23 protein-coding genes, 1 tRNA gene and 1 pseudogene are annotated in these 20,705 nt (G+C 62.7%); 16 read left to right on the top strand and 9 right to left on the bottom strand.

The window, feature by feature from the left end:
• Positions 1-11: 11 nt before the first annotated feature.
• Both LB529_RS00955 and LB529_RS00950 read left to right on the top strand, forming a co-directional pair.
• Entirely contained in the window at positions 12-797 is a 786-nt protein-coding gene (locus LB529_RS00955) for a ThuA domain-containing protein (RefSeq protein ID WP_224709895.1), read from the top strand.
• A 100-nt stretch (positions 798-897) separates the two neighbouring features.
• On the top strand, positions 898-1,956 hold the full coding sequence (locus tag LB529_RS00950) for a Gfo/Idh/MocA family protein (protein ID WP_224709894.1): 1,059 nt from the start codon (positions 898-900) through the stop codon (positions 1,954-1,956).
• Positions 1,957-2,096: 140 nt separating this feature from the next.
• Here the strand turns inward: LB529_RS00950 and LB529_RS00945 are convergent, their stop codons facing one another.
• The 3 genes from LB529_RS00945 to LB529_RS00935 form a co-directional block, all read right to left on the bottom strand.
• Positions 2,097-2,819 (bottom strand): 3-keto-5-aminohexanoate cleavage protein, encoded by a 723-nt coding sequence (locus LB529_RS00945; protein WP_224544001.1) that lies wholly within the window; start codon positions 2,817-2,819, stop codon positions 2,097-2,099.
• A 171-nt stretch (positions 2,820-2,990) separates the two neighbouring features.
• Positions 2,991-3,923: a dimethylarginine dimethylaminohydrolase family protein gene (locus LB529_RS00940; protein WP_224544002.1), complete on the bottom strand. Its 933-nt coding sequence runs from the start codon at positions 3,921-3,923 to the stop codon at positions 2,991-2,993.
• A 30-nt stretch (positions 3,924-3,953) separates the two neighbouring features.
• A complete protein-coding gene (locus LB529_RS00935) occupies positions 3,954-5,546 on the bottom strand; it encodes an amidohydrolase (RefSeq protein WP_224544003.1) in 1,593 nt (530 codons plus the stop codon).
• Between the two features lie 82 nt (positions 5,547-5,628).
• Between LB529_RS00935 and LB529_RS00930 the strand changes: the two genes are divergently transcribed.
• The 5 genes from LB529_RS00930 to LB529_RS00910 all read left to right on the top strand — a co-directional run bounded on the left by LB529_RS00930 (position 5,629) and on the right by LB529_RS00910 (position 10,601).
• Positions 5,629-6,525, top strand: a complete 897-nt coding sequence (locus tag LB529_RS00930; protein WP_095767109.1) for a LysR substrate-binding domain-containing protein — start codon at positions 5,629-5,631, stop codon at positions 6,523-6,525.
• A 129-nt stretch (positions 6,526-6,654) separates the two neighbouring features.
• On the top strand, positions 6,655-7,749 hold the full coding sequence (locus LB529_RS00925) for an ABC transporter ATP-binding protein (RefSeq protein WP_224524848.1): 1,095 nt from the start codon (positions 6,655-6,657) through the stop codon (positions 7,747-7,749).
• Between the two features lie 69 nt (positions 7,750-7,818).
• Positions 7,819-8,934 carry an ABC transporter substrate-binding protein gene (locus tag LB529_RS00920; protein ID WP_224633206.1) on the top strand — a complete coding sequence of 372 codons (1,116 nt, stop codon included), beginning with the start codon at positions 7,819-7,821 and terminating at the stop codon, positions 8,932-8,934.
• 21 nt (positions 8,935-8,955) lie between these two features.
• Complete coding sequence (locus LB529_RS00915; protein WP_095767106.1) at positions 8,956-9,789, top strand: ABC transporter permease; 834 nt, start codon at positions 8,956-8,958, stop codon at positions 9,787-9,789.
• Between the two features lie 5 nt (positions 9,790-9,794).
• Positions 9,795-10,601, top strand: a complete 807-nt coding sequence (locus LB529_RS00910) for an ABC transporter permease (protein WP_224709893.1) — start codon at positions 9,795-9,797, stop codon at positions 10,599-10,601.
• A 416-nt stretch (positions 10,602-11,017) separates the two neighbouring features.
• Here the strand turns inward: LB529_RS00910 and LB529_RS00905 are convergent, their stop codons facing one another.
• The gene (locus LB529_RS00905; RefSeq protein WP_095767198.1) at positions 11,018-11,377 is read right to left on the bottom strand and encodes an ArsR/SmtB family transcription factor; all 360 of its coding nucleotides are present in this window, start codon (positions 11,375-11,377) and stop codon (positions 11,018-11,020) included.
• Between the two features lie 430 nt (positions 11,378-11,807).
• On the opposite strand from LB529_RS00905, the gene LB529_RS00900 reads away from it, so the two are divergent.
• From LB529_RS00900 to LB529_RS00890, 3 genes are all read left to right on the top strand, one after another.
• On the top strand, positions 11,808-12,002 hold the full coding sequence (locus LB529_RS00900) for a hypothetical protein (protein ID WP_095767104.1): 195 nt from the start codon (positions 11,808-11,810) through the stop codon (positions 12,000-12,002).
• Between the two features lie 107 nt (positions 12,003-12,109).
• Positions 12,110-12,454, top strand: coding sequence for a DUF982 domain-containing protein (locus LB529_RS00895; protein ID WP_224709892.1), 345 nt, complete (start codon positions 12,110-12,112; stop codon positions 12,452-12,454).
• Positions 12,455-12,583: 129 nt separating this feature from the next.
• Positions 12,584-12,826, top strand: coding sequence for a DUF982 domain-containing protein (locus LB529_RS00890; RefSeq protein WP_095767102.1), 243 nt, complete (start codon positions 12,584-12,586; stop codon positions 12,824-12,826).
• 105 nt (positions 12,827-12,931) lie between these two features.
• Here the strand turns inward: LB529_RS00890 and LB529_RS00885 are convergent, their stop codons facing one another.
• Together LB529_RS00885 and LB529_RS29120 are read right to left on the bottom strand one after the other, a co-directional pair.
• Entirely contained in the window at positions 12,932-13,891 is a 960-nt protein-coding gene (locus tag LB529_RS00885; protein WP_224524858.1) for a glycosyltransferase family 8 protein, read from the bottom strand.
• A 20-nt stretch (positions 13,892-13,911) separates the two neighbouring features.
• Positions 13,912-14,493 carry a CatB-related O-acetyltransferase gene (locus LB529_RS29120; protein WP_318011872.1) on the bottom strand — a complete coding sequence of 194 codons (582 nt, stop codon included), beginning with the start codon at positions 14,491-14,493 and terminating at the stop codon, positions 13,912-13,914.
• Between the two features lie 169 nt (positions 14,494-14,662).
• On the opposite strand from LB529_RS29120, the gene LB529_RS00875 reads away from it, so the two are divergent.
• A complete protein-coding gene (locus LB529_RS00875; protein WP_224524863.1) occupies positions 14,663-15,448 on the top strand; it encodes a hypothetical protein in 786 nt (261 codons plus the stop codon).
• 15 nt (positions 15,449-15,463) lie between these two features.
• Here the strand turns inward: LB529_RS00875 and LB529_RS00870 are convergent, their stop codons facing one another.
• Positions 15,464-16,306: an FkbM family methyltransferase gene (locus LB529_RS00870; protein ID WP_224524866.1), complete on the bottom strand. Its 843-nt coding sequence runs from the start codon at positions 16,304-16,306 to the stop codon at positions 15,464-15,466.
• Between the two features lie 141 nt (positions 16,307-16,447).
• Between LB529_RS00870 and LB529_RS00865 the strand changes: the two genes are divergently transcribed.
• On the top strand, positions 16,448-17,374 hold the full coding sequence (locus LB529_RS00865) for a hypothetical protein (protein WP_224524869.1): 927 nt from the start codon (positions 16,448-16,450) through the stop codon (positions 17,372-17,374).
• A 93-nt stretch (positions 17,375-17,467) separates the two neighbouring features.
• Positions 17,468-17,656, top strand: a complete 189-nt coding sequence (locus LB529_RS00860) for a hypothetical protein (RefSeq protein WP_095816414.1) — start codon at positions 17,468-17,470, stop codon at positions 17,654-17,656.
• A 24-nt stretch (positions 17,657-17,680) separates the two neighbouring features.
• Here the strand turns inward: LB529_RS00860 and LB529_RS00855 are convergent.
• Positions 17,681-17,757, bottom strand: a tRNA-Arg gene (locus LB529_RS00855).
• A gap of 55 nt (positions 17,758-17,812) precedes the next feature.
• On the bottom strand, positions 17,813-18,118 hold the full coding sequence (locus LB529_RS00850) for an ETC complex I subunit (RefSeq protein WP_095767098.1): 306 nt from the start codon (positions 18,116-18,118) through the stop codon (positions 17,813-17,815).
• Between the two features lie 248 nt (positions 18,119-18,366).
• Between LB529_RS00850 and LB529_RS29180 the strand changes: the two are divergent.
• The 3 genes and pseudogenes from LB529_RS29180 to LB529_RS00835 all read left to right on the top strand — a co-directional run.
• Positions 18,367-18,927, top strand: a pseudogene (locus tag LB529_RS29180) (NADPH-dependent FMN reductase); the annotation flags it as partial.
• Entirely contained in the window at positions 18,901-19,335 is a 435-nt protein-coding gene (locus LB529_RS29175) for a nuclear transport factor 2 family protein (RefSeq protein WP_176477007.1), read from the top strand. The pseudogene LB529_RS29180 and the gene LB529_RS29175, both read left to right, overlap by 27 nt.
• Before the next feature lie 135 nt (positions 19,336-19,470).
• Positions 19,471-20,646 carry a flavin-containing monooxygenase gene (locus tag LB529_RS00835; RefSeq protein WP_224627782.1) on the top strand — a complete coding sequence of 392 codons (1,176 nt, stop codon included), beginning with the start codon at positions 19,471-19,473 and terminating at the stop codon, positions 20,644-20,646.
• Positions 20,647-20,705 lie beyond the last annotated feature (59 nt).

Raw genomic sequence — 20,705 nt, 5'->3', positions numbered from 1 at the left:
CGAGGCAATCCATGACAATTCGCGCTGTCGTCTGGGGCGAGAACATCCATGAGCGGACCAATGAGGTGGTGGCCTCGATCTATCCGGAAGGCATGCACGCGACCATTGCCACGGCGTTGAGCACCGACGCAGGCATATCAGCCTCGACCGCGACGCTGGAGCAGCCGGAGCACGGCCTGCCGCAATCCCGCCTTGCCGAAACCGACGTGCTCGTCTGGTGGGGTCACAAGGACCATGGCGCGGTGGCCGACGAGGTGGTCGAACGCGTAGCGCGCAGGGTCTTCGAAGGCATGGGGCTGATCGTGCTGCATTCCGGCCATTTCTCGAAGATCTTCAAGCGGCTGATGGGCACGCCCTGCACGCTGAAGTGGCGCGAGGCCGGCGAGCGCGAGCGGCTCTGGGTGACGAGCCCAAGCCATCCCATCGCCGAAGGCATCGGCGAGTTCTTCGAGCTCGAGAACGAGGAGATGTATGGCGAGCAGTTCGCCGTGCCCGAGCCGCTGGAAACCGTCTTCATCTCCTGGTTCCAGGGCGGCGAGGTGTTCCGCTCGGGCCTGACCTACCGGCGCGGCGCCGGCAATGTCTTCTACTTCCGCCCCGGACACGAAACCTATCCGACCTATCACGACGCCACCGTGCAGAAGGTGCTGCGCAATGCGGTGAGATGGGCGCACAACCCGCAAGGGGCGAAGCCCGCCATCCTCGACGCGCCGAACGTGCCGGTGGAAAAGGCGCTGGAGCCGATCGAGGAGCGCGGGCCCAGGCTGCATGCGCATGGCGAGGCCGGCTTCCGCTAAAAAGCGCCTCTCCGCTTCGTTTGGGATTGCGCCAAAACAGCGCCCGGGTCACATTCTCCCCCCGTTATTGAATCGAACCAAATCGCTCAAAGGGACAAAAATGCGGCTTTTGATACTCGGTACCGGCTGGATGGCGCAGGAACATGCCCGCCGCTTCGGCGCGATCGAGGGCGTCGAGATCGTCGGCGCCGTCGATGTCGATGCGGCCCGCGTCGGCGAATATGCCGACACCTACAAGATCCCGAAGCGCTTCACCTCGCTGGAGGCGGCGCTCGACTGGGGCGATTTCGACGCGGTCGCCAATGTCACGCCCGACCGCATCCATCATCCGACCACCATGGCGCTGGTCGCCGCCGGCAAGCCGGTACTGTGCGAGAAGCCGCTGGCGGAAAATTTCCGCAAAGCTAGCGAAATGGCCGATGCCGCAGAATCCGCCGGCATCGTCAACATGGTCAACCTCACCTATCGCAACGTCGCCGCGTTGCAGAAGGCGCGCCGGATGGTGCAGGCCGGCGAGATCGGCACGGTGCGCCATGTCGAGGCGTCCTACCTGCAGAGCTGGCTGGTGTCGAAATTCTGGGGCGACTGGCGCACCGATCCGAAATGGCTGTGGCGGCTGTCGCGCGGCCACGGCTCGAACGGCGTGCTCGGCGATGTCGGCATCCACATCCTCGATTTCGCCAGCTATGGCGCGGCGCTCGATATCGACCATGTCTTCTGCAGGCTGCGCGCCTTCGACAAGGCGCCAGGCAACCGCATCGGCGAGTACCAGCTCGACGCCAACGACAGTTTCGCCATGACGCTCGACTTCGCCAACGGCGCCTTCGGCGTGGTGCATGCCAGCCGCTGGGCCACCGGCCACATCAACGAGTTGCGCCTGCGCATCCATGGCGACAAGGGCGGGATCGAGGTGGTGCACAATCTCGACGGCTCGATGCTCAAGGCCTGCGTCGGCGACAATGTCGAGAACGCCAAATGGGAAGAGCTCGACGCCGGCACCGTCCCGACCAACTACCAGCGCTTTGTCGAGGCGGTGAAGAGCGGCGCGCAGACCGAGCCGACCTTCCGCCACGCGGCGGGTCTGCAGAAGGTGCTGGATCTTGCCGTTGTGTCGGATGAGAAGCGCGCCGAGTTGAGGGCCATCGCGGATACGCAGTAGCGCTTTCCTCGCCCCCGCCAAAGGCGGGGGAGAGGTGTCCGCGAAGCGGACGGAGAGGGGGTCTCCGTAGGGCGCTCCCCCTCTCCGTCTCGGCTTCGCCGAGCCACCTCTCCCCCACTTCGTGGAGGCGAGGAACAAGATCACCGAGCGCGGTAAATCGCCACCGCCGCAGCCACCAACGCGGCGTTGCCGTCCGCCACGCTTCCATCCGGCAATTCCTTGCCGTCCTCCAGCCCGACCCGCGTCGACAACTTCCGCGCGGCCGCCCTTTCCACGAATGGCCAAACCGTGGCGTTCTCGCCGTGCAGCAGGATGGAGCGGCGGATGTCGGCGCGTTCCAGCACAGTCTCGATGCCATCTGCCACGGCAAAGGCTTCATCCAGCGCCTGCTCGGAAATCTCGACCAACACGCGCAGCACCCGCCCGCCATGGTCGAGACCGACGAGACGCTCGGCGTCGGCAATGGAAGCGAGCCCGGCTTCGATGGCGATGCCGCGCTGGCGCAGGCTTTCCATGACGACGGGCGCCGCCGTCTCGCTGAGATTGACCGAGGCATAATCGGGCAGCTCGCGCCAGCCGGAAATGGCAACCAGCGTGCGCAAATCGTCCTTCTCGATCCAGGCGCCGGTGGAGACGCCGATCAGCGTGCCTGGACAGGCGCGGCGGAGTGCTGCGACCGTGCTGTCCATCGCCTGCGGCGCCAGGCTCTCCCGACCATCGGCGCTGCGCGCGTGCACGTGCAGCTCGGCTGCGCCCGCCGCGATCGAGGCGGCGGCGTCGCGCGCCATCGCCTCGGGATCGAGCGGCAATGCGGGGTGGAAGCCAGCGGCTCGGGCGCCGTTGATGCAGGCCTGGACGATCATCGTTGCGGCAATCCTGTTTCGGCTGGCCGGAGCCTAGCGTAGGGCCAGGATGATCGGAACGGATATGACGAAGTCTCCTGACAAGCCGGGACTGCAAAAGAAATATCTCCCTGGCCCGACCGGCCAGGGCGTAGGCGTTCCCCTTCTGGAATTTCGGAGCTTCGAAATCCGTTACGCCGGCACGCGCTTCAGCGCCTGCGCCATGCAGTGAATGCCGCCGCCGGTCTTGGAGATTTCGCTCATGTCGACAGCGGCGACCTCAAAGCCGCGCGCCTTCAGCTGGCCGATCAGCGTCTTGCTCGACGTCGGCGCGATCACCCTGTCCTTGCCGAGCGACATGAAGTTGCAGCCGAGCGCCATCGTGTCCTGGAAGGGCACGTCGATGATCTCGTGGCCCTTTCCCTTCAGCCAGTCGACAATGCCGGGCTCGGTGCAGGCGAGGCAGACGGCGGTGAGCTTCTCGGCAATCGGCACCACCATCAGGTCGATATGGACGTAATATTCGTCGATGAAGGCGAGCCGCGTCTCCCAGCCTTCCTTGTCGAACCAGGCCTGCACCTGACGCGCGCCTTCTTCCTGCGTGCGGGCGCCGCCGCAGCCGATCAGCACCACGCCCTCCTCGATTACGTTGAAATCGCCGCCCTCGAAGGTGCCGGCGGTCACCATGTCGTAGATCGGGATGCCGAGCTTCTCATACGTGCGGATGGCCGCATAGTTCTCGCCGCGCCGCCACCAATTGGCCATGGCGGTGATGAAGGCGCCGTAAGGAGTCATCACGCTGGAATCGCGCGAATAGACCTGCATCGGCAGTTCCGGCGTCGGCTCGTGCCAGTGGATGTTGACGCCGAAATGCTCATAGGCCGCGACAAGGTCCTTGTGCTGCGCCTGCGCGATCTGGATGTTGCAAGGCGCCTCGCGCAGATGCTTGCGCGACAGCGAGCTGGTCGACAGGTGACGCAGGAAGTTCGGCGAGCCGAGCAGCACGTCGGTCAGCACATCAGTCTCGTTGGCGAAGCCCCAGGCGGTCAGCGGCTTGGTGCCGCCATTGGGGTTGCGGCGCTGCAGCGAGAACGGCTCGGCGACGATGCGGTCATGGACGGTCATGGTGTTCTCCTCGGGATGGTTTGTTTCGTGTCATGAGATGGAGGCGGCCGGGATCCACCAGTCGCGCCCGCGCGGCGTGGTGACATATTCGGGCCAGCGGAAGTTGATCGGCGGTTCGTAGTCGCAGAGCGGCGCGATCCAGTTCGAGCCGCCGACGCCGCCGCCGGTTCGCTTGACGAATTCGTCCATCGCGGCGTCGCGCGCGGTCTTGTCCTCGAGCAAGCGCAGGGCGGTGAGCGCAACCGTCTTCGCGGCGCAGGTGACCATCGGGTCGATGGTCGCCGGAATGCCGCCCAGCGCGTTCATCACCCAGGCCGGATAAGCATGGCCCTTGGCCGCGCGCAGCGCCGGACGGGCGACATAGAAGCGCGATGTCGGCGCATGCCAGCTCATGTCGGTGTAATCGTCAGATGTGGAGTTCACCTGCGATGGCGGCAGGTCGCGGCGCAGGATCGCCTCGGCGTCCTGCGGCGAAATCAGCCGCTCCAATTCGTCGATGAACGGGTTCTCCGTCGCCTCGCCGCCGGCATTGACCTGGACCTCGCGGGCGATCGCCCTCGCCTCTTCGTTCCAGCGCGGCGCACCCACGGTCGAAAGCGCCTGATAGGTGATGCCGGCCATGGCGTGATTGGCCAATCCCGGGCGCGACTTCGACACCCAGCGGCGCTCATGGCGGCAGCCGCTCATATTTGCCGCGGCTTGCGCGTTGCGGTCGAGAACGGCAGTCACCTGCTCGGCCATGGCAATGGTCGGCACGCGGATCATGTACTGGATCTCGGCAAGGCCGGCCGGAAGGTTGTCAGCGGTCGCCTGCCCCGCGGTCAGGATTGCCTCGCTGATCGACCAGCCGCCCTGATGCGTCAGCATGGAATCGCGCAGCGCCTTGGACGCCATGTACATCATCATCAGCGCGTCGTTGGCGCCGGGCGCCCGGACCGCCGAATGCGCTTGCGGGATGGGTGCTGCGTCGCTGGCGCGAACCCAATTTTCCGGCTCGTCGCAGACGAAGCGGTAGATCATCGAATAGGCGGCGCCGCAATGCGTATCCCAGCGCGCGGTGTTGCAGAGCGGCAGCATGTAGAAGGGATGGAAGGAGATCATGCCGGCAAGGCCGTCATAATAGCCTTTGGCCGCATGGATCGGTTTCGACCCCCTCACCTTCTCGGCCGGCTCGCCGGTGAAGCGCAGCGTGCCCTTGATGCCGTGTTCCAGCATCGCCGCCTTGGTGGCCAAAAGCCCGCCGAGGCTGCCGATGCCGAGGCCCGAATGCGGATCGGTATGGCCACCCGCCTCCTGCCCAAGGCCCGGCCGCGCGCGTTTCACCGTCGCTGCGTCCTGGCAATTGCCGGGCACGGCGTCGTATTCGCCATACATGCCGATCACGGGGCCGTCGCCATTCGTCCAATGGGCGCAGAAGGCAGTGGGCATGCCGCCCGAGCCTTCCTCGATCGAAAAGCCTTCGCGCTTCAGCCGATCCACATACCAGGCCGCCGACTGGTACTCGCGCCAGGCGGTTTCGCCAAAGTCGAAGATGGTGCGCGTCCAGGCCGAGAGCAGCGGCTGGATGCTGTCGATGCAGGCTAAAGCGGTTTCTTGCGCCGAGGTCGTCACCGGTTTGTCCATGCCTAAAAGAAAGCAGTGAAGCCGCGCATCAAAAAGTGATATGTTTTCCCGGCTCGTGCAAATTCGGTTCACCTGAGGCCTCTTGCGAATACCATCCACGCAGGCGCTGCGCGCCCTCGACAGCTTCGCCCGTCACGGCAGCGTCTGGCGCGCCGCCGACGAACTCCACCTCACCCGCAGCGCCGTCTCGCATCAGTTGCGGCTGCTCGAGCGCGACCTCGGCTTCGATCTCCTGCAGCGCATCGGCAAGGGCGTGGCGCTGACGCCGCGCGGCCAGCGCTACGCGGCCGACGTCCGAAAGGCGCTGACCGTGCTTGGCGATGCGAGGACTCAGAACAGCGGCGCCGGCGTCGGCGGCTCCTTCGCTATCTCCTGCCCGCCGGGCTTCGCCTCAATGTTTTTGTGCACGCATATCGGCGAGTTCCAGCAGATGTACCCGGACGTGACGCTCTCGGTGCTCACGCCGCGGCGGCTCGACGATGTCAGCAATCCGGATGCCGACGCCTTCATCGCCTTCGGCGTCGGCAACTGGCCGAACCGGGCGGTGGAACTGCTGTGCGAGGTCTCCTTCACGCCGCTTTGCAGCCCGAGACTGCTCAACAAGGTCGGCGGTTTTTCCAAACCCGCCGACGTGCTGCGCGCCAACCTCCTGCATCTTTCCGACACCGAGGACTGGGCGCGCTGGCTGGCGCTGTCCAAGGTGGAAAATCCCGATACCGAAGGCGGCATCTTCTTTTCCGATATGAATCTGGTCTTTTCGGCGGCAATCGCCGGCCAGGGGATTGCGCTCGGCGACGAGCTGACCGGCCGCCAGGCGCTGAGCGAAGGCCGGCTGGTCAAGCCGTTCGAGGCGACCGTCCCGTCGCCGCGCTCCTATTTTCTGGTCTTCGAGCACGCCAAGGCGGGGCACCCGGTGCTCAATGCCTTCGGCGACTGGCTGAGGGCGAAGCTGTCGGAGAGCAGCCTGGCTAAGTATTGAGATCGGCGCTGCCGCGTCGCCGCTCCGCACCACGCGTGAATCAAATTTGCCGATCAGGCGAAAACTATTCGGTTGCGGTGAGCCGCAGCCGTGCCTACGATTTGGCTTGACGGTGAGGATAGAGGCAGGATGCAGCAACCCGGCCGGGCCGCAGAGATCAAGGCGAACGGGATCGGCAAGAGCTTCGGCTCGTTCCGGGCGCTGGATAATCTGACGCTCGATATCGGCCGCGGCGAATTCCTGACGCTGCTCGGACCATCCGGTTCCGGCAAGACCACCTTCCTGATGATCCTCGCCGGCTTCGTGCAGCCGAGCGAAGGCAAGCTTTTCAGCGACGGTGTCGACATCACCAACCGGCCGGCCGAGCAACGCGCCGCCGGCATGGTGTTCCAGGGCTATGCTTTGTTCCCGCATATGAGCGTGGAACAGAACATCGCCTTCCCGCTCAAGGTGCGCAAGAAATCCGCCGCAGAGATCAAAAGCCGTGTCGGCGAGATGATCGAACGCGTCGGACTGAAAGGCCATCAGAAGAAGCTGCCGGCGCAGCTTTCCGGCGGCCAGCAGCAGCGTGTGGCGCTGGCCCGCGCACTGGTGTTCGAGCCGGGCGTGCTCTTGCTCGACGAGCCGTTCTCGGCGCTGGACAAGAGCCTGCGCGGCCAGATGCAGGCCGAGATGAAGCGGCTGCACCAGGAGACCGGCACCACCTTCGTCTTCGTTACGCACGACCAGAGCGAGGCGCTGGCGCTGTCGTCGCGCGTCGCCATCTTCAACCACGGCAAGCTGTTGCAGGTCGGCAGGCCTGACGAGGTCTATAACCGGCCTACCAACCGCTTCGTCGCCGAGTTCCTGGGCGAGATCAACATGCTGCCGGTGAAGGGCGTGCGCCCCGCCGACAATGGCGCGACCGGGCTCTGCGAAGACCGCGCGGTCAACATGCGCTGCAAGGCCGAGGCGATCAAAGGCGACGCCATCCTCGCCATCCGCCCCGAGGACATGTCGATCGCGCCGGAAGCGTTCGCCAACCAAAACGGCATCGCGGCGACGGCCGTCGCCTCGACTTATCTCGGTGCCGCGACCAAGCTCGACCTCACCACGCGCCAGGGCGCCAAGGTCACCGTATCGGTGCCGAACGAGGTCGCGGCCGCGGCGTTGAGCAAAGGCAATTCCGTCTGGCTGACCTGGCCGGCGGAAAAGGGTTTCCTCCTTCCGGACGGAGGACAATAGAGAGCGCCGCCGCGGCCTTAATTCGCCGCCCGGCTTCCGGTTCAATCAACGACAACAAGGGGAACTGACATGACGAACGAAACCAAGAAACAAACAATCGAATCCCTCGCCGAGCGGACCAGGCGCGGCGAGATCTCGCGCCGGCAGTTCGCGCAGCTTGCGGGCCTCGTGCTCGCCGGCACGCCGATGCTTTTGCGCTCGACCGGCGCTCAAGCCGAGACCAAAGGGCTGGTGCTGGTGAACTGGGGCGGCGACGCCATAACGGCTTACGATGCCGCTTACGGCCAGGCCTTCACCAAGGAAACAGGCATCCCGGTCAAGATGGACGGCTCGGGCCCGACCGAAGGTGCTATCGCCGCGCAGTACAAGAGCGGCGCGCCGACCTGGGACCTTGTCGACGTCGATCCGTTCTCAGCCATCACGCTCGGCGGCCAGGGCATGCTCGAGCCGATCGACTACAAGGTCGTCGACAAGAGCAAGATGCGGCCGGGCTTCGGCTGGGAATATGCCGCCTCGACCTACTTCTTCTCCTATGTGATCGCCTACGACTCGCAGAAATTCGGCTCCAACGCGCCGACCGGCATGGCCGACTTCTTCGACGTCAAGAAATTCCCCGGCAAGCGCTCGCTCTACAAATGGGGCGTGTCGAGCTGGGAAGCGGCGCTGCTGGCCGACGGTGTGGCACCCGCCTCGCTCTATCCGCTGGACCTGAAGCGCGCGCATGACAAGATCGCCGCCTTCAAGGAAAACGTCGTCTCCTATTGGGGCGGCGGCGCCGAAAGCCAGAGCGTATTGCTCAACGGTGAAGCCTCGATGGCGATCGTATGGTCGACCCGCGCCTCGTTGATCGAGCAGGACTCCGGCGGCCAGATCAAGTTCATCTGGGACCAGGGCCTGATCTCGCCCGGCGCGCTGGCGGTGCTGAAGAACAATCCCGGCGGCAAGGACGCGGCGATGAAGTTCATCGCCAGCACCCAGGATCCGCAGAAGGAGCTGGTGATGTTCGACAAGCTCGGACAGGGCCCGGCCAATCCGGCGGCCGATGCGCTGATCCCGGCCGACAAGAAGCGCATCAACCCGGTCGATCCGGACAACATGAAGAAGCAGATCCCGCTCGACATGGAGTGGTACGCCAAGAATTACGGCGCCGCGCTCGACGAATACACCAAGATCATCTCGGCCTGATCAGGCCGAGATTTCTGACCGATGAGAGGCCCCCTCTCCGACAGGATGGGCGCGGCGCTGTTGATGGCGCCGCTGCTCCTGTTTTTGATCCTTGCCTATGCCTGGCCCTTCCTCGGCGTGGTGAAGTGGAGTTTTACCCTCCCAACACCAGGCCTCGGCCAGTACCACGCTTTGCTCACCGACGACCTGGTGCAGTCGGTGTTCATCCGCACGCTGCGCATCGCGGCGATCGTCACCGTGGTCTCGGTCACCGCCGCCTATGCCATCACCGTGGTCTGGGTGCGCGGCAGTCCGGTGCAGCGTGTGCTGGCCGAGTTCTGCATCCTGGTGCCTTTCTGGATCTCGGTGCTGACGCGCGCCTTCGGCTGGGTCGCGCTGCTCTCCAACCGCGGCCTGATCAACACCTGGCTGCAATCGGTCGGCTTCATCTCGGAGCCGCTGACTTTGGTGCGCAACGAGTTCGGCGTCATCGTCGGCATGTCGCATTTTCTCATTCCTTTCGCGGTGTTCCCGCTGGCATCCGCCATGCGCAGCCTGGACGAGCGCGTGCTGCTTGCGGCGCGCGGCCTTGGCTCCAGCCGCATGCGCACCTTCTGGACGGTGTTCGTGCCGATGACGCGCTCCGGCATCATCGGCTCGGCGCTGATCACCTTCGTCTTCTCGCTGGGCTTCTTCGTCACGCCGGCAATCCTCGGCGGCGGCCGCAGCGTCATGATCGCGGAGCTCATTTATCTGCGCATCTTCCAGAGCCCGGACTGGGGGCTGGGCGCGGCGATCAGCGTCGTGCTGGTGGTGTTCGTCGGCGCGCTGATGGCGCTGCTGTTCCGCTACGTCAAACCGAAGCAATTGGTGTAGCCAAGATGCCGACCTACCGTCCCGGCCCCGTCTCGCTGCTCCTCGCCGTGGTGGTGGCGCTGTTCCTGCTGATGCCGCTGCTTGCCGTCATCCCGGTGTCGCTGACGCCGAGCCGGATGCTGACCATGCCGACGGGTGAACTGTCGCTGCGCCACTACCGCTCGCTGATCGAGGATCCGCGCTGGTTGGACTCGATCCTGCTTTCGCTCAGGATCGGCATCGTCAGCAGCATCCTTTCCACCGCGCTTGCCCTCACCTTCAGCCTCGGCGTGTGGATGTTTCAGCCGCGCTTCACCGCCGCCCTTGTCGGCTTCGTGCTGTTGCCGATGGTGGTGCCGCCGGTGGTCTCGGCGGTGACGCTCTATTTCCTGCTCACCTCGGTTTCCGGCATCACCTCCTTCTTCGGGTATGATACCTGGTTGGGCGTCGCCATGGCGCATTCGGTGATGACCGTGCCTTTCGCCACGGTGCTCATCCTGGTGTCGCTCAGCCAGCTCGACCGGCGCATCGACCTTGCCGCGCGCGGGCTCGGCGCCAGCGTGTGGGAGCGCGCGACGCACGTCATCATGCCCAACATCAAGTTCGGCATCGTCACCGCGGCGCTGCTCTCCTTCGTGCTCTCCTGGGAGGAAATCGGCGTGACGCTGTTCATCACCTCGGTCAACGCCATCACCCTGCCGCGCCTGATGTGGATGGGCCTGCGCGACAACATCGACCCGGCGATCGCCGCGCTCTCGGTGATCCTGATCATCATCACCGTGCTGGTGCTCGCCGTGCGCAGCGTCATCACAAGGCAGCGCAGCGCACGCTAGAGCGATGCGTCGGCGGGCGGCAAGGCACATCGTCGACCCGAAACGAAAGAGGCCCGCCGGAGCGGCGAGCCTCTTACGGAGCCGAAGTGGAAGCTTGGCGCCGTCATGATCCGGGGGTGTGGATCGACTCGATATTTAGCCAACAGCGCCCGACCAGGCGACTTACAAATCTGTAATCTTCGGCTGAGCCAGACCCCGCTCATACACAAAAATCATTTACTATCAGCTGCCTGCAGCGGAAATCGGACTTCCAAGCGTCGCCTCTCAAACAAACGTGATGAACCGCCGGGCGAGCGGCATGACAGGAGCAAGGAAACGTGGGCGGGTCATGATGCGGCCGCTTGCACGCAGTCTGCGCCATGGCAGTGCCGCGCCGGACGAAGGCCCCCCGGCCTCGTCCGTGCGTGCCAGTCTGTTCAGGCGGCTTGCGGCCGCCGCATCCTTTCGACCAAGGCCTGCCTTGCCGGTCCGGCGAGCGGCTTGTCCGTCGTCAGCAGGCCATCGAGCAGTGTCAGAAGCTCGCGCGCTGCCGAAGACTTGCAGGAATAATAGACCATCTGACGATCGCGGCGGGTTTCGACAAGACCAAACCTGCGCAGTTTGGCCAGGTGTTGCGACAGCGCCGACTGGCTGAGTTCGACCTTGTCGGCGAGCACGCCGACCGAGAGTTCGCCCTCAGCGAGGTAGTTCATGATGAGCAGACGCTTCTCGTTGCCCATCACCGCAAGAAAGGCTGCCGCGCTTTCTGCGTTGGCGGTAAGTTTCTTGGTGACCATCGATTTCCCCATGGTTCATGCTCTTCCGAAGGCCATGGGGGCAATGGCTTCGGAGTTCCAGAGCGTTGACGGGCCAGCCCCGATTTGGACGGGACCTGCCCTGCTTCTTTTCGACCAGAACCCCTTCGTAACCCGGTTGCCACCACGTCGGGGTTGCTGGTCTCGGACAGAACGCACGGCGCTTTTCTCGACGCAAGTCAATGCAGACTCGGAAAAATTCCGCGCTGCTAATGCGTATCAGCGCAGCGCTCATTCGGCAAGAATATAACGAGGCCGGCAAAACAGCGGTCAGCCGCAGCCGCGGAAGCAGGCCGGCCGAGGCGCCTGACCAAAGAGGCCTGCGGCTATGTACCGGCGACTCACTCCCGATCTTGAAGCATGCTAATATGTTAGCCGGGGCAGAGAGGGGCCGGGCTATTAGGAGGAAGCCATGACCGCTGTGCGCAACACATTCACCCCTGACGAGACGGCCATGCTTGGCCGTGTCTACGCGAACGGCAATGTCGAGGGCGAGACCGCCGAACAGAAGGAAGCGCGCGCTTCGCGCATCATCGCCAATTACATGGCGGGCATCACCGACGAGGCGGAATTGATGGAGCTTTCGCGGCGGCCGCTTGGCAGATGAGCAGCGTGCGCCGCCTTCGTGAGACGGCTTCACGGTAAGTTGACGTTCCGGATCGGAACCACGCGGCAAAATTTCGTGTTCCGACATATTTCGGGAGAGCTTTCGCGATGATCCAGGGATGGTTTTCCAGGCCAGTCGAAGTCGCCGTCGGCGTTTCCGGCTCTATCCGGCATATATCCAACGCGGAGCAAGCCGTCGAACTGCTGACCGGCCAATGGCGCGATGCCGGCAGCGCGCTGCATGGCGCGGCGCTGCGCGCCTGCCGCCGGGCGATCCCGCGGCGACATCGCGGCGGACAACGCCAGGGAGGCCTTTATCGTCGCCGCGCGCGAGGCGCATGTGCTGGTGGAATAGAGCGTTTTAAAGGCCCTTGGTCGCGCGATTTAGCGGCCCGGATCGCGCGCCAACCGGTGCCCATGAGCCGGTCCGAACGCGGCCTGTCGCCACCTTAAGATTCTTCGGAACCTAATGCGCGATGGTTGGTTAACGCGCGGGTTCCGCATCGCCTCGCGAACCTGCATCGGGCGCCCATCCGGCGCCGATTGCTTGCTCTAAAGACAATCACAAGAACGGAGGAAGTGATGAACGATGTCTGGTTTTCCGAACCAGTCGTGATCGATTTCCAGCCAAACGGCCAGCGCAAGGTATCAAGCTGTTTCGAGGCGATGGAATGCCTCGACCAGCGCTGGCCGGGGCCGGCGCGCGGCGGCGCCTGGCGCTCGGCAAGCCGTGTCTGCCGCGATGCGCTCGATGGCCTGCGCAGCCCGGTGGAAGCCCGCAAGACACTGCGCAAGGCGGCCAAGGTCGCCGGCCTGCTGGCGTAGCCCTCGATTTTCCAATGGCGTCCCATCAGGGGCGTCGCCAAGCCCGTCACGGTTTCCCATTGCCGCGGCGGGCTTTGTTTTCAATGAGGGCGAAGCGACGCCTGATCAGGCGAAATCGCCAAGCACTTCGGGAAACTGGACCGCCATTGCTCCTTCATCCGCCTGCCGGGCGTAGAGCCGATGCATCTTCGTGCCGTCATATCTGGCCCGGCGGCGCTGCACGTCCTTGCCGAAAAGACCGGCAACAGCATCGAAGCGCCGGAAGAAGCGCTTCATCACGCCGCGCTCGAAGGGTATGCGCTGCTCGAACGGCTTGCCCCAAGGCGTGTCCTTTGCCAGGTCGCGCCATATCCTGAGAGCTTCGAGTTCGACGCCGACCTGATTGCCCCACGGCTTACCGCCCGCGAAATGCCTGGCCCAGGCTTGCGAGAAACGAAAATCTCTCGTTCCGAGCGATTGCAAATTCCAGTTGGGGTGCATCGTCTGCCACTTGCCCTCGAAGACGACGTTCAGGGCATTTTGATCATTCATCTGGCCATGAATGGCGGCCTTGCGCGTCTGCTCCAGCAGGGCGCTCTCCCGGACAGCGTTCATGTCGAAGACGACGACACCGGAATTGAAATACGGCGCGCCGGGCGCCAGCTTGAGCTTTTGCCGGTATGAAGGCCTGAAATACATGTAGTCGTCATGCGCGGCGAGCAGCGGTGCGTGCAGCCGCTGGCCGGCCAAGTCATTGATATCTCTGTTGAAGAGAACATCGCAATCCGTGTATGCGATGCGATCGTACGGCTCGAAAACCGGAAACTGATCGGCGAAAAGCCGAACGTAAGCGGCAATGCTGTATGTTCCAAAGCGAAAGCCGAAATTCGTCATGAAATCCGTGACATCGACCAGCTCGACCTTGGCTTTCAGCAGATGGCGGGCGACTTCAAGGTCCGTTGCGCTTGCACCGGTGTAGAGCAGAAAGCCGTCGATGGGCGTGGAGACATCAATTATCCGGCGCGCCGCCAGGCAGGCATACGGAAAGTAGTTGGCATCGGTCGCCAGGAAGAAACACGACTTCATTTTCCGCTAACCGCTAACCGTCACCTCGTTGTGGTGACTGACACAAAATGCTTTTCGGTGAAAGTCTCGATCGGGCCGGTAAGCGTGTCCGCCTCGGCTTTTATCTTCTTGTCGTCCCAATGCCACCATTGGATGGCGAGCAGCTTTGCGATGATGTCCTGCGAGAAGCGATACCGGATCAGCGCCGCCGGAGACCCGCCGACAATGGCGTAAGGCGGCACGTTCTTCGTGACCACAGCCCCTGCCCCGACGACAGCGCCATCGCCGATCTCGACGCCCGGCAAAATAATGGCGCCGTGGCCGATCCAGACATCATTGCCGATGGTGATGCCGCCCGGTCTGCCGCCATTAGCGATCGGCTCGCGCTGCTTCAGCAACCGGCTATGGATCGGAAACGAAGTTGCCCTGTCGGTCGGATGCTGGCCAGAGCACATGAAAAGCACCTGGCCGGCGACCGAGCAGAAGGCACCGATCTCCAGCGGAGCATCCTTCGAGGGAAAAAGCACCTTCCGCCACGTCACGCCGTAAGTGTGGCGGCCGATCGTGACGTGCTCCGGCAATTTGGAGCGCACATCCCTCAGCCATTTGGAAAGCGCCGACATTCAATATCTCCCCAACGCTCCCGCGACATAGCCTCGGATCGGCCGAACCATCAACAAAGAAACGTGCGAACAGGTGCAAGGAACCGATCCATCGAGGAACTTTTGAGTGGATTGCACAAGCGCGTGTGGTAGTGGGAGGACTTCAGACACTTCTCCCATTTCAGGTCGAATGGACGACGTTTTTGGTTATATCGCGTATGGCGATAACGAGGTTTATCACTTTGGCGCACTGCTCAGCGCGCTTAAGCTTTTGCACAATTGCCCAAGCGCCAAAATAATCGTCGCAACCGACAGACCCGAACTCTTTCGTCAATACCCCGTAGGGACGATCGCTATAACCGCCGACCAGAAAGAGCTGATGTCTTTCGGCTGGCGCTATCATTTTGGTATCAAGGCGGCGTCCTTGATCGAGATTCTGAAGCACGCGGACCGCCTCATCTTCATGGACTCCGACCATTACCCTTATGTCGATCCATCCAGAGGGTTTCGCCAGATTTCTCCGACCCGTTCTTTCATGCGCAAGTGTGAGGGCGAGCATCGGCTTTACCCGGTTCTCACAGGCAAAGGCGTCAAGATCGGAGACTATACCCTGACTGGGCACGAGCCGATGTGGCAAAGCGGAATCCTTGGCATTCATAGAGCCAATGCCAGTGCATTGACCGAGGCCTATTCCGCGATGTTGGCCGTACGCGAATTGACCAACACAGACGCACCGGAGCAGTTTTGCATCGGCGTCGCGCTCTCTCGAAATGGCTTGGCTCTGAGCCGACACCGTCTTCCGGTCAGCGACTACAACACACGCGGCAAAAAGGCTTTCGCCAGTCCGCGCGTGCTGCAGTTCTTCAAGATGTACAGCGACGCTCCAATTGCCGAGCAAATAAGAAGAGCCGGCTGGTATCGCTTGTGGCGAACTCCCATGGACCTGTGGCGCCAGCGGGACAGGTGGTCGCTCTAAGTTGGCTATGAGAGCTCAGGGCAGAAGAAGAATGTCTCGCTGATCGAACACATCGCGAATATTCATTTCCTTTTCGGTTTTGCCACCGAAGACAATACATCGCCTGTAGTGGCTGGAGAGATATTCGGCCATTTCCTCAGTTTTTGCCGGTCCATACCGCCAAGGGCCGTATTCCATGAGAATGGGCACTCGAAGCCGCACCAGTTCAGCCATGGATTTCAGCGCTTCGGGCTCGGCGCCTTCGATATCCATCCATACCAGGCCAACATCCTCAAGGTTGACCTCGGCATCAGCCAGGATGCCGTCCACGCGACGAAGCTGCACCCGAATCGATCGTGAATGGCCATTTGGCTTAACTACGCTGCTCGCGCCAAAATTGTCATCGCCGAAATAGAGATCGATAGAGCCCTCTCTGTCGCCAGCGGCGCATTCAAAGACAGTCACCAGGCTCGAAAGCTCATTGAGCGATAAATTGTGCTTCAGTAGCTTGAGGTTACGTGGATCCGGCTCCACCGAGACTGCTCGATCGAACTTGCCGCTGCGCATTAAATAAACGGTGTGCGTGCCTATATTCGCGCCGAGTTCCAGCAACACCCTTCCCTTCGGAACGCCGACAAGGTCAAGAACCCGATTGGCCAAATCGCGTTGGTAGTGCCCCTTCCGGAACAGGTCCTTGCCGATGGTTTCTCGAGGCGAGAATGTTAGAATGTGATCGTCAAACTGTTTCGTAACGAGAATGACGTCGTCCTTGAGAGCCAGCAGGCTGATAGTCTGAAACCAGTCGAAAGATCTGAGTTTTGCGAACAAACTGTCGCGCAGATGACGGATCGCTTCTTCCACTGGCACGAAAATCTTCATGCAGCCGCTTATGGCTGCAATTTCCCCGTTTGCAAGCGTTCAAGCGAAGCGGCTGTGCTTCAAGCCGTCACTAAGGCCGGGGCATGAAGGGATTTGAAGGACGGACTTCCCTTCCACTTGGCGTCAAGTTATGCACGCCAAATGGGCCTGAAGATTGTCGATATCATAACCAGAGCGCCGGCAGTCATCGCGGCGAAGGAAGCCAGAAATGGCTTAGTGTACAAGGCTTTCGAGCACAGGGGCCGAGCTGCCGGACGCAGTTTTGCAGACCGCCTGAAAGCCACTGGTGCATCGCGTGTCTGTTTTACGGTGGCGTTCAATACACCCTGGGTCATAGATGCGCTGGCCAAGGCATGGGAAATGCACCCGCCGAGAATGACCCTGGCCGTTGTCGACAATTCGACCGATCAGGCGTCGAGACAGGCAATAGAAAGCATCTGCAAACTGAGAGGCGTTCCTTATTTGGCGCTTCCGATGCGGGTGGAAAAACATCTGTCCAGATCGCACGGAACCGCGATAAGCTGGACTTATCATAACATCATACGGCACTTGGAGCCTGAGTTATTCGGCTTCATTGATCATGACTGTTTTCCGGTAATGCCGTTTGACATTCCGGCCAAGATGGAAGGCAAGGCTGTCTACGGCAAGCTGTTCCTTCCAGGTCGAAATCATATCCACGAGCCGAGGCCGACCGATCGACACTGGAATCTATGGGCAGGCTTCTGCTTCTATCGCTTCTCCGCCACGGCGGGACGAAAACTGAATTTCGAACCCCGCTTGAAGATGGGGCTTGATACTGGCGGCGCAAACTGGAACGTCCTTTACTCGCATTTGGACAGGACAAGTGACGTCGCGGTAGCCATCGCTCGGGAAAATCCGATGACGATGGCGGGCGCGGTCGGACACCATGAGATCATCGAGGAAGCATTCTTCCATGTTGCCGGCGTATCCTACCCTGACCGTCCCAGTTATCACCGCAGAACAACCGAGCATCGAAAGCTGATCCGCGACTACGTCTGGAACACATATCTTGGTGGCGCGAGCGGCAGGGTAGCCGAAGACTTTTAAGCGCTGACCAGATCTTCGGGCTTGTCCGCCCGAAAACGCAAGCCAAGCGACACGTCCATGAGTCGGTCCCGCAGAAATACCCCGATCGTCGGCATGACCACAGCCGACAGCGACAAGGCATTCAAGCAAGCCGAGCATCGGCGCGAGCGGCGGGCTGTGAAGGTGCGGCTCGAGTTTGACGAGGAACCGTTGCCCACCAAGGCCTTCGGCAATCCGTGGGCCAGTGAGAAAGACGGCAAGCAATGGCTGACCGAGCCCTCTCCTAAGCTGATGCGGAAGTAAGTCCGCGCAAAACGGCGCCAAAAATGGCGATCCCGGCAGGATTCGAACCTGCGACCATCGGCTTAGAAGGCCGGTGCTCTATCCAGCTGAGCTACGGGACCGTCGGCCGGCCGGGCCGGCTGAGGCGGGTTACGCCAGGCGACGCAAGACCGGGAGTCAGTGCGTCCAGGGCGTCCTGCGGTCATAGCGGAAATTGTCCGAATAGGAAATCTGCCGGCGCTTGGCTTCCTTCGGCTCTTCCACGCGATAGGCGATCTTTTGCTTCTCGGCATAAGCCACAGCCTCTTCCTTCGTCTCGAAGGTGAGCTTCACCTGGCTCAGCATGTCGCCCGAGGTGGTGTAGCCCATCAGCGGATCGATCTTCTTGCGCTGGGCGGGGTCGAATTCCAACACCCAATGTCCTGTCTTGGCCTTGCCGGACTGCATCGCGGTTTTGGCTGGACTGAAAATACGCGCGGACATGACCACCTCTTTGCCGCCCGAAGACCGGGCACCTTTGTTCGGCGCAATATCCGAGACCCTGCAGGATGCCTGAAATCTCGCGCCAATCCGTCATTACTGTGCAATGGCCGCGGCGGCAAGGCCGCAAGCGGCCAGGGGCCCGCCATGACGTAGGGAACCTCACTGGGCTGGCGACATTATCGAAAGGTCGGGCGGCCGGCCCGAGCCGGTCCTACCCTGTGAGGCAAATCAGAACCGGACGTTTCGCCATGACCAATGCAACCGAACACGCCGTCCTGCAGCTTGCTGTCCTTGTCGGCAGCCTGCGCGCCCAGTCCTTCAGCCGCAAGATCGCCAAGGCGCTCGCCGCCCGCGCGCCGGATTCGGTGCGCTGCCGCTTCATCGAGATCGGCGACCTGCCGCTTTACAACGAAGATCTGGATGGCGACAGCCCGCCTGCGGCGTGGTCGGCTTTTCGTGCGGCGATACGCGAATGCGACGCGGTGCTGTTCGTCACCCCGGAATATAACCGCTCGATCCCGGGCTGCCTGAAAAACGCGCTCGATGTCGGCTCGCGTCCGCCGGGCAAGAGCGTGTTCAAGGACCTGCCCGCCGGAGTCGTCAGCGTCAGCCCGAGCAAGATCGGCGCCTTCGGCTCCAACCAGGCGCTTCGGCAGACCTTCGTCTTCCTCGACATGCCCGTGATGCAGCAGCCGGAGGCCTATATCGGCAATGTCGCGGAGCTGCTCGACGATAAGGGCGCCGTCACCAATGCCGACACCGCCGCCTTCCTCGAGAATTTCATGGCCGGCCTGGAAAGCTGGATCAGGAGGGTGCACCCCGGCGGCTCGTCCTTCGATGCCTTCATGAAGCAGCGCGAGAAGATCGCCGAGGACTATGTCAATGGCGATGCCACCTCGCTGAAGGCGATCGTCACCCACGCCGGACCGGCGACGTTTTTCTCGCCGCGCGGCGACCATCTCGAAGGCGCCGAAGCGGTCGCCGGCCGCTACGAACGCGACGCTGCAAGCTTCCACAAGGGCGGCAACACCGACCTTGAGGTGCTGCAGGCTTCGGCAAGCGGCGATTTGGCCTTCTGGAGCGGCTTGCAGCACGCCAAGGCGCGCATCGGCAAGAACGGCGAGGCGACCGAGATGACCCTGCGGGTGACGGAAGTGTTCCGGCTGGAGGATGGCGCGTTCAAGCTGGTGCATCGCCACGCCGACCCGGCTCATTAGCCGGCGCTTGTAAAAATCCGCGACACAATGCCGGACGTCTCGCAACATCCGCCTATTCCTTTTGGCACGTGAGCGGCATATGTCAGATACATGGCCGTGCCAGTTGAAGGCATGATGGCGACGATAAAGACACCAATGGACGCGGAAGCGAAAGTCTTGCCGTCGGGGGTCGGCGAACCAGCGATACTGGAAGGCGCGATGGTCATCGGCGCGGGCGCCGCCGGGCTTGCCGCCGCTTATGCGCTGGCCAAGGCCGATGTGACGGTGCAGGTCCTGGAACGCGAGCAACGGCTGGCCGAGCCCTGGCATCGCCGCCACGACAACCTGCACCTCAACACGCATCGCGACCTTTCCTCGCTGCCGGGCGTATCCTTTCCGGCAGGAACGCCGGCCTTCCCGCACCGCAGCGCCGTCATCGGCCATCTCAACGATTTCGCCGAGAGGCACCGGCTGCCGATAGCCTTCGGCGTCAAGGTCGATGAGATCGAATTTCGTGGCGACCGCTGGCTGCTGCGGACAAGCGCGGGCTTGAAGGCGGCGCGCTATGTGGTGATCGCCACCGGGCGCGACCGGCAACCCTTCATCCCGGCCTGGAAAGGCATGGAGGATTTTTCGGGATCGATCATCCACTCGGCCGATTTCGGCAGGGCGAGCGATTATGCCGGCAAGACGGTGCTGGTGATCGGCGCCGGCAATTCCGGCTTCGACGCGCTCAATCATCTTTCCCGCGTCGAGACGGGCCAGATGTGGCTTTCGGCGCGCAACGGACCTTCGCTGCTGCCCAAGCGTATCGGCAAGATCGCCGTGCACCGCATATCGCCGCTCATGGCGAGCCTACCGACAAGGCTCGCGGACGCGGTGATGGCGGCAACGCAGCGCCTGGTGTTCGGCGACCTTACCAAACACGGCCTGCCCCCCGCCCCGGCGGGCGGCGCAAGCCGGCTCGGCTCCGACTATACGGCGATCGCCGCCGACGACGGCGCGGTCGATGCCATCAAGGCCGGACGCATCATCGTGGTGCCGCAATTGCGCGAATTCAGGCGCGACGGCGTCGTGCTGGACAATGGCCAGACGATCGCGCCCGACATCGTCATTGCCGCCACCGGCTACCGCACGGGGCTGGAGACGATGCTGGGCCGGCTCGGCGTGCTCGACGCCAAGGGCGTGCCGTTGTTCAACGGCGCCGCGAACGACCCGAAGCTGCCCGGACTCTGGTTCACCGGCATGCGGCCGAGCATTCGCGGCTGCTTTGCCAATGCAAGGATCCAGGGCGCTGCGATCGCCAAGAAGATCGCCGGCCAGCAACGCTGAGCCGAACGGTCGCTTTTTGACCTCCGTTTTTGTGTTGCCTTCCGGGCGTGCGCCCCCTA

The sequence above is a fragment of the Mesorhizobium sp. CA5 genome (assembly GCF_020165105.1).
Classification (GTDB): Bacteria; Pseudomonadota; Alphaproteobacteria; order Rhizobiales; family Rhizobiaceae; genus Mesorhizobium.
Note: the sequence above shows the minus strand (reverse complement) of the source record. Positions and strands in the feature narration are given on the sequence as shown.